The following is a 14,896-nucleotide window of genomic DNA, read 5'->3' on the forward strand; positions in this document are numbered from 1 at the left end:
TCGGCGGTAACCGGAGCGACAAGTGCCAGCCACCTTGGCTCGGGACAGTGACGAGGGCCGCGCCTCAGCGCCCGAACCCCCGCACAACAACACTTCGGCACACCGGATGACCTCCGGGGTGCCATTCGACGTGGACAGGAACCTACGAATGCGCTCAACCCTGACGCCCGACACAGCTCTGAGGGAAGAACAGGGTCGAACCCGGTTCACGGGGCGCTTCGCGAAGGTCCTGCCGATGACGCTGACCCTCGCCATCGTCGCGGGCGGACTCGTGACGGGTGGCGTGGCAGCCTCGAGCATCGCAGCGGAGTTGCTGCCGCAGGATTACACGCAGTTCGTGGACCCGTTCGTCTCGACGGAAGACGATTTCGGTCAGGACATGCCGGGAGCCGCAGCACCCCACGGTCTCGCGAAGGTCAATCCCCTGACCACTCCCGGGCGCTCGCACAGCGGGTACGACTACGCCGAGACGAAGATCGCGGGGTTCACGAGCACGAACCTCGACGGTGCAGGCGGGTCGGGTGGCGGCGGTGACATCCTGGTCGTCCCCACCTACGTCGATTACACGACCCGTCCCAACACGAACTCCTATGCGAAGAGCTACAGTCACGCCGACGAAGAGGCCACGCCCGGCTACTACAAGGTCAAGCTCACCACGACGCAGGGGCTCGACGGATCGATCTCCAACACCGCGGGCAGCCAGCCGATCACGGCGGAGCTGACCGCCGACGTGCGCAGCTCGCTGCAGCGCTACACCTTCCCGAACGCGGGAACCGCCTCGCTCGTCGTCGACCTGCGCAACAACTTCACGAGTCGGATCGATGCGAGCGTCTCCGTGAACAAGCTCACCGACGGTCGCGCCGCTCTGTCGGGCTACGTCGTCGGAACGTTCAACGGAAACAACTACAAGCTCTACTACTACTCGGAGACGAGCACTGCGGTGAAGAGCATCCAGACGTGGGGCGGTGACGGCGCCCTCTCCAATGCGATGCAGCAGAACGGCACCGACATCGGTGTCATCCTCGACGTGGATGCCACGGCAGGCCAGGTCGTCCAGCTCACGACCACACTCTCGCCCCTGAGCGTCGAGCAGGCGCGCATCGACATGGCGAACGAGATCGGCACCCGCACCTTCGACGACGTGCGTGCCGGCACGAAGGACCAGTGGAACGAGGTGCTCTCGACGGTCGACATCGAGTCGAGCGGAACAAGCGACCCGGACGGAAGCCTCAAGAAGCTCTTCTACACCCACCTGTACCGCCTGTTCGGTTCACCGGTCAACACGACGAGCACGAGCGGCACCTACCGCGGCGCTGATGGTGTCATCTACGAGGCCGACGGCTACGACCACTACGACTCGTGGTACCTGTGGGACGACTTCCGCAAGTACTCGATCCTGGCCATCGCCTATCCCGAGGTCTACGCCGACATCGTGCAGTCGCTCGTCGATCTCTATTCCGAACTCGCCAACACCAACGCAGGCTCGATGGCGAACCTGACGCACTCGGCGCCGACCGTCCGGTACGAGCGAGCACCGATCGTCATCGCCGACGCCGTGTCGAAGGGCATCGCCCTCGATCGCCTCGACCTCGCCTTCGAGGGCCTCAAGCGCACCGTCGGGGGTGGCTACAACAGCGCGAACACGACGCGCGGCTACCTTGCCGATGATGTCGACGACACCCTCGGCACCGCCTACGACGACTGGGCGATGGCCACCATCGCGACCTCGCTCGGCGCGGATGCCGACGCCGCGTTCTATCTCAAGCGGGCGACCAATTACACGAACCTCTTCAACCCGGCGGCGTGGACCAACTCTGCTGGCACCCAAGTCGGCCTGATCCAGCCGAAGGACGGGTCCGGCAACTGGTGGCAGAACGTCGATTCCGAGCGGTTCGAGGCGGCCAACCTCTACCAGGGCACCCTGTGGCAGTACAACTGGTACGTCGCGAACGACATGGGCGGAATGGTCACGATGATGGGCGGCGAGGAGAACGCCCTCTCCGCCGTCAGCAACCTCTTCGGAGAGCAGGCACCCAACGATGGACAGCGGATGCTGCACTCCAACGCCAACGAGATCGACCTGCAGGCGCCCTACCTCTTCAACTACGTGGGTGCTCCCAACCGCACGCAGTACTGGGTGCGCAACATCTACACGAAGGAGACCTGGAACCGCTACATCGCGACCGGCTCGACCGGCGAAGCGCCCTCGAGTGGCGGCGAGTTCCGTCCGCCGGTGAAGAAGAAGGTGTTCAGCCTCTCGCCCGCTGGCTTCCTCCCCACCATGGACAATGACGCTGGCACGATGTCGGCAACGTTCGTCGCGGCCGCGATGGGACTGTTCCCGGTCACCGCCGGTGGAGACACCTACCAGATCGGATCGCCCTTCTTCGAGAAGGTCACCATCGATCGCGAGGGGGCGAATCCCTTCGTCATCGCGGCAGACGGTGTCTCACCCGACAACTACTACATCCAGTCAGCCCAGCTGAACGGCTCCACCTTCGATCGCACCTGGGTCTCGTACGACGAGATCGTCGGGGGCGGCGAGCTTCGATTCACGATGGGGAACGCGGCATCCGAGTGGGCAGCTGACGGCCCCCAGCCGGACTCCCTCAGCGACCACGTCGACTCGTCGGTGTACAACCGACGCGGGGACATGCCGCTGACGACCTCGTCGCGAGTGTTCACCGAGTCGGATGCCAATGACGGAACGATCGCGAACACTGTGGCCGTGACGGCGCATGGCACCTCCTTCGTCGGAGCGGCCCAGAGCGACCTCGTGTCGGCAGGCCTTGTGAGCGCGACGGGCGTCCCCGCCGGACTCACGCTCCACGCGGTCAAACCCGCGAATGATCGAATCGACCTCTCGTTGAGCGGAATTGCGTCATCGCACGCCGAATCCGACGGCATCGACGGGATAGCCGTGCAGTTCGCGAGCGGTGCATTCACATCGACGGTGGCGTCGGATGCCAGGAGCCTCAGCCTGCGCGTGGACTTCACCGGCGCCGCGCTCGACGTCGATGCGCTCGAGGTCCGGGCCGACGACGGCGGAGCCGTCCAGCACACCGCGACCTTTACGGTCGACGGCGGCGTGACCTTCGCGGGCGCCAACGGTGACGACCTACTCGCCAGTGGCCGGGCATCCGTCAACGACCTGCCCGACGGATTGACGGCGACCCTCGTGCGCTCCGGCGACACCACGCTCACGCTCACGGTCACCGGCACGCTCACGACCGTCGAGGGTTCGCGCTTCTCGTTCCTCTTCACCGACTCAGCCTTCGCGAACGGAGTATCCGCGAAGACCGTGGCCGGTGACGGAGGTGTGCTGCGCCCCTTCACGGTGACGATCGGTGCGGAATGGCGCGAACGGCTCTCGACGCTCTACTCCGAAGCTGTCCTGGTCGAACAGGGCAACTACTCCCCTGCGAGTTACGCCGCGCTCGACCAGGCCCGCCGCACGTCGAAGGCCCTCCTGGACGATTCGACGTCGACTGCCGGCGCCCTGCAGCAGGCCTACTTCACCCTCGACTCGGCCCTGGACGCGCTCGAACTCGGAGCGGGTGGCTACCGCAGGCTCGAGGGCGAGGCCTCCGACACGTGGTCGGGTGGTGACCTCAAGAACGAGAGCATCAACCTCGGTGGCGTCAAGCCCGGCTCCTGGATCGGCTACCGCGGCATGGACTTCTCCGAGGGGGCTCCGACGTCCATCGACATCCGCTACGTGGCGAACTCGGGCCGAACTTCGCCCGACTCCGCCGTGGAGATTCGCGTCGATTCCCCGACCGGTCCCCTCGCGGCCACCGTTGCGCTCCCCCACAGCGGCGCGGACTGGAACGCCTACACAACGATCACCGCGGAGTTCACTGATCCGGCCGTGCTCGCGAACGCATCCTCGATCTACTTCGTGTTCCGCGGAACGATCACCGACGCCCTGCCGTGGGTGGCGAACCTCGACTACTTCCAGTTCGCCCACGACACGGATGCTGGCCCCGAGGTTCCGACCTTCGCCAAGCTCGACACAACCAACGCGAGCGAGCTCCACAGCGGAATCGACAAGAGCGCGGCGATGCTTCAGAACGTCAATGACCAGGAGTGGGCGGCGTACCGCGGCATCAACTTCGGTTCGGGTGCGACGACGCTGACCGTGAACTACGACAAGCCCTCGACCCGAACGACGGAGAACACGTTCGTCGAGGTGCGCCTGGGCAGCGTGAGCGCTCCCGCTTCGGCGATCGTTCCGCTGACGTTCACGTCGAGCGGGTGGGGCACGTACAAGACCACGACGATCGATGTCGACCCGACGAAGTTCGTGGGAACACAGGACGTCTACTTCTTCTTCACGGCCCCCAACAATGACAGCGGTCACCCGTACGTCGCGAACATCAGCTGGTTGCAGTTCGGTGTGAAGGCGGTGGAGGTGCCAACCTCGCTTCGCGTCCAGGCCGAGAGCTACGTCGGATCCAGTGGTGGCACGCTCGGCGTCGAGAACAACACCGACCCGCAGGGAGTCGCCTACACGAACCTCAAGGGAACCTACGACACCGCGTGGCTTCGCTATGACGACGTCGACTTCGGTGCCAACACCGCGACCTCGATGACCGTTCGCTACGTCAACAACTCGGCGCGCGTGGGCAACAACGCACGCATCGAGGTGTACGTCGACTCGCGAGACGGCGCACCAACAGCGACGGTGCCGCTCCCCGTGACCGGCTCCGCCTGGAGCGCGATCGGCACCACCACCTTCGCGCTTCCCACGGCGATCACGGGCAAACACACCCTGTTCATGGTCCTGCGCACCGAGGCCTACACGAACCACCCGTACGTGGGGAACATCGACTGGTACGAGTTCGGGTACGGCGTGGACAAGGGTGCGCTGCGTGCAGCGATCACGGAGTACGAGCCCCTCGCGCAACTCGGCGATCGCTACCTTGCCGCAGACTTCCGCACCTTCACACGAGCCCTGGATGCGGCCATCACTGCGCGCGAGGATGCGCAGGCGAGCAAGGAGGGGGTCGCGTCAGCTACTCGAGCGCTTCGACTCGCAGCCGGACAGCTCGAATGGCGTGTCATCCGCCAGCTCGAACAGCTCGTGACCCAGTCGGACACGATCGACCTGAGCGGCTACACGCCCGAGAGCGGCGCGCCGTTCACAGCGGCGTTGCAGTCAGCGAAGGCGATTGCTGTGGATGCGCCGTACGAGACGTACGAGCAGACCTATGCAGCACTCCGCGCGGGCTTCGATGGTCTCGTCGCGGTCGTGCCCCAGCCCGAGGGCGCCGTGACGGGCACACTCACGCCGGCCGGCCTCATCACGATCTCCGCGACGAACCTCCTGCCGTCCACGCACTACAGGATCGTGCTCCAGCCCGGCGACGTCGTCCTCGGCGACGGCACGAGCACCTCCGCTGGCGCCCTGAATGTCTCGGTGACGCTGCCAGCGGACGCACAGCCGGGCGATCACACCCTGCTGGTCCGTGGCGACGACGAGGCCGCAGTGCTGGCGCTCCCCATCGTGCTCGAGGAGGGTGTGTCGACCGGCAGCCAGGAGATCAGCGTCGACGTGCCCAAGCTGAGCGCCGGCGAGTTCGTCTGGACGATTCCCGGCAGCAACGAACTCGTCGACCTGGGCACGGCGGAGCTCCGCGGCGATCACTACTACGCGACCGGTGCGATCAACCCGATCCTCGTCACGGACACGCGTCGTGGGGCACCAGAGTGGACCGTCACGGCCCGCATCGGCGACTTCACCTCCGAGGACCAGACCATCAGTGGGCGCTACCTCGGGTGGACGCCGGCAGTGATCGAGGCGGGTGGCGGAGCCGCTGCTGGTGCGGCCGTGGCATCCGGATTCGATGAGGGCGACGGCCTCTCGGTCGACTCGCTGCTCGGTCGAGCTGCACCGGGTCACGAACTGGGATCAGCCAAGCTCGGGGCAGAACTGACACTGAAGATGCCGACGGATGCCACGGACGGCGTCTACCGCGCGACGCTCACGCTGACCGCCCTCGGCTAGACAGCATGCGACGAGGCCCCTGGGGAGACCCGGGGGCTTTGTCGTACTCGACAGCCGTCACACTGCTGCGCAGTGCGCCGGAACCGGCGGCCGTGGGCCCAGCAAGCGGTTCTCGCGCAGCATCCTCATACAGGCTGCGCCGACGGCCTGCGGCCGCCGCCGCATCCTGTGGGCCCTACCGGGCTCGAACCGATGACATCCACGGTGTAAACGTGGCGCTCTACCAACTGAGCTAAAGGCCCCTGTCCGGCATGCCGGAACAACGCCCTGCAATGGTACAGGCATACACTTCCCGTCATGGCGCAGCGCGACGGAATCCTCGGTGGCGAGAGCCCCCTCCCCGTCGTCATCGCCACCCTCCTCGCCCTCGGTACGTACCTGTTCCTCCCCGAGTCCGTGCAATTCGTGCCCTCGTGGGTCGTTCCCACCGTGGGCGTCGGGATGCTGATACCGCTCCTGATCATCAAGCGCCTACGCAAGGAGCCGGAACAGACCTGGGCCCGCTGGGCAGCGATCGTGTTTGCCGGAGGCCTCACAGTCGTGAACCAGTTCTACGTCGTGCGAGTGATCGAGGAACTCGTGGGCGGCCGCGCCTCGAGCGGAAGCGTGCTGCTCGTGACGCTCTCGGTGTGGGTCACCAACGTCATCGCCTACGCGCTCCTCTACTGGGAGCTCGACAACGGTGGTCCCGTCGAACGGCGGGTCAAAGGGCGTCCCATCATGGGCACCCAACACTTCCGCTTCCCGCAGCAGGAGTCCGGACCGACCGAGTGGCGCCCCGTCTACGTGGACTACGCCTACTTCTCGCTCAGCAACATGATGGCGTTCAGTCCCACCGACACCATGCCGCTCACGGTGCCAGCGAAGGTGCTCATGGGACTACAGGCCCTCACGGGGTTCGTGCTTCTCGCACTCGTGATCTCGCGCGCCGTCAACATCCTGAACTGACGGGCGGCGCGGAGGGCGTCAGACGCTCGCGGTCGAGGCGTGCAGGGCCGCGACGGCCTCGCGGTAGGCAGCGAGTGGACGCGCTTCGCCGGGGGCGGTGATGAAGCTCTCGCGGATCACCCCGTTGATGTCGATGAGGAACGTCGCGCGGGTGGCGAAACCCTTCTCCTCGATGAAGACCCCGTACTCCTTTGAGACGTCGCCGTGGGGCCAGAAGTCGGCGAGGAGGGTGAAGTCGTAGCCCTCCTCCTCGGCCCACGCACGCAGCGTGGCCTTCGAGTCAACGGAGATACCGATCAACTCGATACCGGACTCCTTGAAAAGGTTCAGGTTGTCACGCAGTTCGCACAGTTCTGAGGTGCAGGTGCTCGAGAAGGCGAGCGGGTAGAAGACCAGGGCGACCGGCTTGACGCCCCTGAACTCGGAGAGGCGGATGCGCTCGCCGAACTGGTTCGCGAGCTCGAAGTCCGGGGCCATCACGTCATTGATCAGGGCCATGCTGGAAGAATCCTTATCTCCCGCAGGGAAGAATTGCGGGGCCGATCGGCAATGATACGCCTAGTGCCGAACAGTATCGGATCGACAACTAGACTCGTTTGGCGTAGTTGATCGCGACCAGTCGTAACCCGATGGCGCGGTCCTTCATCTCTCTACCAGGAAGAGGTCAGCGGTGACTGTAAACGACCAGGATCCCTACTCGGTTCACAACATCGACCAGGATCCCGAGGAGACTGCGGAGTGGCAGGAATCGCTCCGCGCGGTTGTCGCTGCGGCGGGTCATGAGCGCGGTCGCGAGATCATGCTCAGCCTCCTCAAGGAGTCCAAGGACCTGCACCTCGGCGTGCCGATGGTCCCTACGACGGACTACCTCAACACGATCGCTCCCGAGAATGAGCCGGAGTTCCCCGGCAACGAGGACATCGAGCGCCGGTACCGCGCGTGGATCCGGTGGAACGCCGCGATCACGGTTCACCGTGCGCAGCGCCCCGGGATCGGTGTCGGCGGTCACATCTCGACGTACGCGTCATCCGCAGCCCTCTACGAGGTGGGCCACAACTGGTTCTTCCGCGGGCAGGAGCACGCCGGCGGCGGCGACCAGATCTTCTACCAGGGCCACGCCTCCCCCGGCATGTACGCCCGCGCCTACCTCGAGGGTCGCCTCAACGAGCAGCACCTCGACTCGTTCCGCCAGGAGAAGTCGCGCGCGCCATACGGTCTCTCGAGCTACCCGCACCCGCGCCTCATGCCGGACTTCTGGCAGTTCCCGACGGTGTCGATGGGTCTCGGCCCGATCAACGCGATCTACCAGGCGCAGTCCAACAAGTACCTGACCAACCGGGGAATCAAGGATGCCTCGGACCAGCAGGTCTGGGCGTTCCTCGGCGACGGCGAAATGGACGAGGTCGAGAGCCGCGGTGCCCTGCAGTGGGCGGCGAACGAGGGCCTCGACAACCTCAACTTCGTGATCAACTGCAACCTGCAGCGCCTCGACGGCCCCGTGCGCGGTAACGGCAAGATCATCCAGGAGCTCGAGAGCTTCTTCCGTGGTGCCGGATGGAACGTCATCAAGGTCGTCTGGGGCCGCGAATGGGACTCGCTGCTCGCGAACGACACCGAGGGTGCACTCCGCGACCTCATGAACCGCACGCCCGACGGCGACTACCAGACCTACAAGGCCGAGAACGGCGCCTTCGTGCGCGAGAACTTCTTCGGTCGCGACCCCCGCACGCTCGAGATGGTCAAGGACTACACGGACGACCAGATCTGGGGCCTCAAGCGCGGTGGCCACGACTACCGCAAGGTGTACGCGGCGTTCAAGGCAGCGTCGGAGCACAAGGGCCAGCCCACCGTCATCCTTGCGAAGACCGTCAAGGGCTACGGCCTGGGCGCGAGCTTCGAGGGACGCAACGCGACCCACCAGATGAAGAAGCTCTCGCTCGACAACCTCAAGCTCTTCCGTGACGTCATGCACATCCCGATCACGGATGCGCAGCTCGAGGAGAACCCCTACCAGCCCCCGTTCTACCACCCGGGGCAGGACGACGAGGCAATCCAGTACCTGCACGAGCGTCGTCGCGAGCTCGGCGGATACCTGCCGGAGCGCCGTACCCGCTACACGCAGTTCGACCTGCCGGAGGAGTCGGCGTACTCGGTCGTCAAGAAGGGCTCCGGCAAGCAGGAGATCGCCACGACCATGGCGTTCGCGCGTCTGCTCAAGGATCTGCTCCGCGACAAGGGCATCGGCAACCGCATCGTGCCGATCATCCCCGACGAGGCGCGCACCTTCGGCATGGACGCATACTTCCCGACCGCCAAGATCTACAACCCGAACGGACAGCACTACCTGTCGGTCGACCGCGAACTGCTGCTCGCCTACAAGGAGAGCCCTCAGGGCCAGATCGTGCACGTCGGCATCAACGAGGCCGGCGCGTTCGCGGCCTTCACCGCTGCCGGCACCCAGTATGCGACGAACGGCCAGCCGCTCATCCCGGTGTACGTCTTCTACTCGATGTTCGGCTTCCAGCGCACGGGCGATGCCATGTGGGCTGCTGGCGACCAGATGGCACGCGGCTTCATCATCGGTGCGACTGCAGGACGCACGACCCTGACGGGTGAGGGATTGCAGCACGCTGACGGACACTCGCTGCTGCTGGCATCCACCAACCCCGCTGTCGTCTCCTACGACCCCGCATACGGCTACGAGATCGGCCACATCATGAAGGCCGGAATCGAGCGGATGTACGGCGGCACGCATCCGGATCCGAACGTCATGTACTACCTCACGGTCTACAACGAGCCGATCGTTCAGCCGGCGGAGCCCGAGAACTTCGACGTCGAGGGTGCCATCAAGGGCATCTACCACCTCGCATCCCCGACCATCGAGGGCCCTCGCGCCCAGCTGCTGGCGTCGGGTGTCGCGGTGCCGTGGGCCCTCGAAGCACAGGAGCTCCTGGCGAAGGACTGGGGTGTCGCCGCCGATGTCTGGTCGGTCACCTCGTGGACCGAGCTGCGTCGCGACGGTATCGCCGCCGACGAGCACAACCTGCTCCACCCGTACGAGCAGCCTCGGGTGCCGTACGTCACGGAGAAGCTGCAGGGGTCGGACGGCCCGTTCGTCGCGGTGTCTGACTTCATGCACGCGGTTCCCGACCAGATCCGGCAGTTCGTGCCCGGCGACTACGCGACGCTCGGTGCCGACGACTTCGGTTTCTCGGACACGCGACAGGCAGCTCGTCGCTTCTTCCTCATCGATGGCCCGTCGATCGTCGTGCGGACCCTCCAGTCCCTCGTGCGTCGTGGAGCGATCGATCCGAACGTGGTCCAGCTCGCCATCGAGAAGTACAACCTGCTCGACGTCAACGCGGGAACAACCGGATCGGCTGGCGGCGAAAGCTAGCCGAGCGTGGCCCCCAAGACGAAGGAGCAGACGCTCGCCTGGTTGAGAACGATCACCGGCGAGCTGGCGACCGCAACGCTCAAGAGGCTCGACGAGACGCTGCCCTGGTACGGCGACATGCCACCGGGGCGGCGCTCCGCGGTCGGCCTCGTCGCGCAGAACGGCATCACGAGCTTCATCTCGTGGTTCGACGACCCCAAGTCGATCCCCTGGATCGCGGCGGATGTCTTCGGCGCTGCCCCGCGCGAACTGCTCCGGTCGGTGTCCCTGACTCAAACCCTGCAGCTCATCCGCATCACCGTCGAGGTGGTCGAGGAGCGGGTCAAGGACGGCGACGATGTGCTCCGCGAGGCGATCCTGCTGTACTCACGTGAGATCGCCTTCGCGGCAGCGGACGTCTACGCGCGTGCTGCCGAGGCCCGCGGACTGTGGGATGCACGTCTTGAAGCCCTCGTCGTCGACTCGATCCTCTCCGGCGAGTACGACAACGAACTGCCGAGCCGCATCGCGGCACTCGGGTGGAACGGCCACGGTGAGGTGTGTGTGCTCGTCGGCACCGCGCCGAAGATGCTCGATGTCGACCAGCTTCGTCGAACGGCCCGTCATCTCGACGCCGATGTGCTCATCGGCGTTCAGGGGGCGCGCCTTGTGCTCGTGATCGGCCGGGCGAGCCCGATTCCGGACGACCCGGAGGCTGACCAGCCGATGCCGTTCCTCGCGATCGCCGAACAGCTCGAGCCCGGTTTCGGCCCGGGACACCTCGTGCTCGGACCGGAGGTTCCGACTCTCGTGGAAGCTGCTCGCAGCGCCAAGGCCGCCCTCGCAGGCTTCGCGGTGGCGCGCTCGTGGCGCAACGCCCCGCGCCCGACGCTCGCCGACGACTTGCTCCCCGAGCGGGCCTTCGCCGGCGATCCGCTCGCCCGCGCGACGCTCATCAACCGCATCTACAAGCCGCTCCAGGCCCACTCGACCGACCTGCTCACGACACTATGGTGCTACCTCGACAACGGTCGCTCGCTGGAGGCAACGGCTCGCGAGCTGTTCGTGCATCCGAACACCGTTCGCTACCGTCTCAAGCGGGTCAGCGAGGTCATCGGGTGGGATGCCACGGGCGCCCGTGAGGCGCTCATCCTGCAGTCCGCACTCATCGTGGGCTCCATCGCCGACCCGGATCCCGCTAGGAAGCGCTGACCCGTCTCGCCAGTGCCTCGCCGGCATCACCCGTCGCCAGTCCGCTCAGAAGCCCGACTAGACGCTCGAGGTCGAGGCCGACCGTTGCTGCGTCGATCTCGTCGTAGAGACGCTCCTCGATGCCTCGCACGTCGGCGTCGAGGGCGCGACCGCGTTCGGTCGGTGTGAGTGTCACCAGCCTGCGATCGTTCGGGTCCTGTCCGCGCGTGACCAGGTCGGCGACGACCATCCTGTCGACGAGTCGGCTGGGGTTGGTGCCGCTCTCGCACACGAGCAGCCGTCCCAGTTCCGTGAGTGAGAGCGGCGCGCCGTCGACGAGAAGGCGAAGCACCTCGGCCTGGGAGGGGGTGAGACCGAGTCGCCCCAGCTCGAACGAGAGACGGCGGTTGCCATCACGCTGCGCCGCGAGCACGGCGTATCGCAGCTGCTCTGCCGCTCTCATCGGACCACACTCGCATCGGCAAGCAATGCCGCGGCGGCAGGATCGTGCGCTGCGAGCACCACCGTGCCGGGGTTTCGCTCGACGAACTCGGCGACGAGCCTGGACGACGCACGAAGGCCTGACCGCGAGCCGACGCCGGGAACGCGACCCTCCGCGAGCAGCTCGACATCGTAGGTCAGGTCCCCGACGAACAGAAGGGGAGGCTCACCGTCCCGGCGGAGCAGGAGCGACAACGATCCCGGCGAGTGGCCAGGGGTCGGCACGAGGAGCAGCGAACCGTCCCCGAGCAGGTCGTGAGCCTCGGCGAATGGCGCGATCGACGGATCCTCTGTCGATACTGGGGTGACGCGAGTCACGCGGCTGGCCGGCAGGAGGATGTGATCGGCGAGGTACCCGTCGAGCACGGCCGTGCGGCGCGACACCTGTCGCCATTCCACATCGCTCACGACAATCTCGGCATGGCGAAGGTCCCGTAGTCCGCCGATGTGGTCCTGGTGCAGGTGCGAGAGTACGGCGTACCGAACCGCTCCAATGTCGTAGCCACGGTCGGCGAGGAGCGCGGGCAGCGTCTCCCCCGCCGCAATGCTGAAGCGCGCGAGCCTGCGGTAGAGGAACCCCACGATCCCGCGGGGGAAGTAGGCGGCATCCGTCACCGAGCGTCGATCCTGACCCGTGTCGAAGAGCACGAGCGCCGTCGGATGCTCGATGACGAAGACATTGATCGGACGCGGTGCGGTCCATCTCCGCGAGGTGAGGAGCCACCAGAACACCGGCACTCCCCGCCCCTCGACGTGGTCGGGCCTGATACGCACCGTTCCCGTGCTGATGACGCTCACTCTCATGCGAATCCATTCCATGTCGTGTCATTGAATGATACGACATGGGTATTCAGATCGGAACATCCACAAGACTTGATCGACTTCTTAGTCGACGCGCCACAGGGGTGCCGGGCGAAAACTTGGCAGACTAGACCGGTGATCGTTATCGTCGCGCCCGGTCAGGGCTCCCAGACTCCCGGATTTCTCGAACCCTGGCTCACGGAGCAGCGCTTCGCCGATCAGCTCGGAGCGATCTCCGAGGCTGTTGGCCTCGACCTCGTTGCCCACGGCACCACCTCCGACGCTGACACGATCCGCGACACCCGCGTCGCGCAGCCGCTCATCGTGGCCGCTGGTCTCCTCACGCTGTCAGCACTCTTCGCCGACGGTCGTCGCTCGAAGATCGGCGGTATCGCCGGGCACTCGGTCGGCGAGATCACCGCGGCAGCTGGTGCGGGCATCCTGAGCGAGACCGACGCGGTGACCTTCGTGCGTGAGCGTGGCGCTGCGATGGCGGATGCCGCAGCCCTCGAGCCCACAGGGATGTCGGCCGTTCTCGGCGGCGACGAGTCGGCGCTCCTCGCCCGCCTCGCAGAGCTCGGTCTCGAGCCAGCCAACTACAACGGCGGTGGACAGATCGTTGTGGCAGGAGCCCTCGATGCTCTCGCCGCGCTCGCTGCAGAGCCGGTGCCCGGCACCCGTGTCATCCCGCTCCAGGTCGCCGGCGCCTTCCACACGCGATACATGCAGCCCGCCGTCGGCCGACTTCACGATGTCGCAACCGGCCTCACGGCGAACGACCCGACCCTCCCCATCTGGACCAACCGCGATGGTTCGTCTGTCAACACTGGCGCGGCGTTCATCGACCTCCTTGTCGGCCAGGTCTCCTCCCCCGTGCGCTGGGACCTCACCATGGCCTCCCTCGCGGACGCGGGGGTCACGGGCATCGTCGAACTCGCGCCTGCCGGTGCCCTCGTGGGGCTCGCCAAGCGTGGTCTCAAGGGTGTCCCGTCAGTCGCCGTGAAGACGCCCGATGATCTCACCGCGGCCTTCGATCTCATCGATTCAGAATCCGGAGTCTCATGACCAACCCGACCCTCAAGCAGTCCACCGGGCCCGCATTCACGCGGATCTACAGCTACGGTGCTGCCCGCGGCGACCTCGTGGTGCCCAACGAGGACCTCATCGGCCCTATCGATTCGAGCGACGAGTGGATCCGCCAGCGCACGGGTATCTCGACCCGCACTCGCGCGTCTGCCGGTGTGCTCGCCGTCGACCTGGCCACGGATGCCGCGCGCGAGGCAATCGAGAAGTCCGAAGTGGACCCGTCCCTCATCGACCTCGTGATCGTCGCGACGATCAGCAACGTGCAGCAGACCCCGTCGATCGCCGCGGTCGTCGCCGACCGCGTGGGTGCGAACCCCGCGGCCGCGTACGACGAGAACGCGGCCTGCGCCGGCTTCAGCTACGGCGTGACGCAGGCTGACGCCCTCATCCGTGCCGGAGCCGCGCACTACGCCCTCGTCATCGGCGCCGAGAAGCTCTCCGATGTCGTCGACCCGACCGATCGCACCATCTCGTTCCTCCTGGGCGACGGCGCTGGTGCTGTCGTCATCGGACCGAGCGACTTCCCCGGCATTGCGGCGCCCGTCTGGGGCTCGGACGGCTCCAAGGCCGACTCCGTGGGCATGAACGCGACACTCGTGCAGTTCCGCGACGGTGAGGCCGAGTGGCCCACGCTGCGCCAGGACGGGCAGGTCGTCTTCCGGTGGGCTGTGTGGGAGATGGCGAAGGTCGCGAAGCAGGCACTCGAGGCTGCCGGTGTCGAGGCATCCGATCTCGCCGCCTTCATCCCCCACCAGGCGAACATGCGCATCATCGACGAGTTCGCGAAGCAGCTCGGGCTGCCCGACACCGTGCTCATCGGTCGCGATATCGCGACAACGGGCAACACGAGTGCCGCGTCCATTCCGCTGGCGACACACCGCCTGCTGGAGGAGCACCCCGAGCTCAGTGGCGGCCTCGCCCTGCAGATCGGCTTCGGCGCCGGGCTTGTCTTCGGCGCCCAGGTAGTCGTACTCCCATAAACT

The 14,896-nt window shown here is 66.2% G+C and carries 9 protein-coding genes and 1 tRNA gene; 6 read left to right on the plus strand and 4 right to left on the minus strand.

Annotated elements, in window-relative coordinates; genetic code table 11:
• Positions 1–235: 235 nt before the first annotated feature.
• Entirely contained in the window at positions 236–6,010 is a 5,775-nt protein-coding gene (locus HDC94_RS10315; protein WP_179497271.1) for a glycoside hydrolase domain-containing protein, read from the plus strand.
• Between the two features lie 169 nt (positions 6,011–6,179).
• Here the strand turns inward: HDC94_RS10315 and HDC94_RS10320 are convergent.
• A tRNA-Val gene (locus HDC94_RS10320) sits at positions 6,180–6,252 on the minus strand.
• Positions 6,253–6,307: 55 nt separating this feature from the next.
• Here HDC94_RS10320 and HDC94_RS10325 point away from each other — a divergent pair.
• Complete coding sequence (locus HDC94_RS10325) at positions 6,308–6,958, plus strand: DUF1345 domain-containing protein (RefSeq protein WP_179497273.1); 651 nt, start codon at positions 6,308–6,310, stop codon at positions 6,956–6,958.
• Between the two features lie 18 nt (positions 6,959–6,976).
• Here HDC94_RS10325 and HDC94_RS10330 read toward each other — a convergent pair whose 3' ends face one another.
• Positions 6,977–7,456 carry a peroxiredoxin gene (locus HDC94_RS10330; protein ID WP_179497275.1) on the minus strand — a complete coding sequence of 160 codons (480 nt, stop codon included), beginning with the start codon at positions 7,454–7,456 and terminating at the stop codon, positions 6,977–6,979.
• A 172-nt stretch (positions 7,457–7,628) separates the two neighbouring features.
• Here HDC94_RS10330 and aceE point away from each other — a divergent pair, with 172 nt between their 5' ends.
• Together aceE and HDC94_RS10340 are read left to right on the plus strand one after the other, a co-directional pair.
• Positions 7,629–10,355, plus strand: a complete 2,727-nt coding sequence (gene aceE, locus HDC94_RS10335; RefSeq protein WP_179497277.1) for a pyruvate dehydrogenase (acetyl-transferring), homodimeric type — start codon at positions 7,629–7,631, stop codon at positions 10,353–10,355.
• 6 nt (positions 10,356–10,361) lie between these two features.
• Entirely contained in the window at positions 10,362–11,546 is a 1,185-nt protein-coding gene (locus tag HDC94_RS10340; RefSeq protein ID WP_308495699.1) for a helix-turn-helix domain-containing protein, read from the plus strand.
• On the opposite strand, the gene HDC94_RS10345 is transcribed toward HDC94_RS10340, so the two are convergent.
• Together HDC94_RS10345 and HDC94_RS10350 are read right to left on the minus strand one after the other, a co-directional pair.
• Positions 11,533–11,988, minus strand: coding sequence for a MarR family winged helix-turn-helix transcriptional regulator (locus HDC94_RS10345; protein ID WP_179497279.1), 456 nt, complete (start codon positions 11,986–11,988; stop codon positions 11,533–11,535). The two genes, HDC94_RS10340 and HDC94_RS10345, sit on opposite strands and share 14 nt — an antisense overlap.
• Entirely contained in the window at positions 11,985–12,830 is an 846-nt protein-coding gene (locus HDC94_RS10350) for an MBL fold metallo-hydrolase (protein ID WP_257021654.1), read from the minus strand. The genes HDC94_RS10345 and HDC94_RS10350 overlap by 4 nt, the downstream gene beginning before the upstream one ends.
• Positions 12,831–12,962: 132 nt before the next feature.
• On the opposite strand from HDC94_RS10350, the gene HDC94_RS10355 reads away from it, so the two are divergent.
• Both HDC94_RS10355 and HDC94_RS10360 read left to right on the plus strand, forming a co-directional pair.
• A complete protein-coding gene (locus HDC94_RS10355) occupies positions 12,963–13,892 on the plus strand; it encodes an ACP S-malonyltransferase (RefSeq protein ID WP_179497283.1) in 930 nt (309 codons plus the stop codon).
• Entirely contained in the window at positions 13,889–14,893 is a 1,005-nt protein-coding gene (locus HDC94_RS10360) for a beta-ketoacyl-ACP synthase III (protein ID WP_179497285.1), read from the plus strand. Before HDC94_RS10355 ends, HDC94_RS10360 begins: the two co-directional genes overlap by 4 nt.
• The last annotated feature ends 3 nt before the right edge of the window (positions 14,894–14,896 follow it).

It is taken from the genome of Leifsonia sp. AK011 (assembly GCF_013410945.1).
Lineage (GTDB): Bacteria > Actinomycetota > Actinomycetes > Actinomycetales > Microbacteriaceae > Rhodoglobus.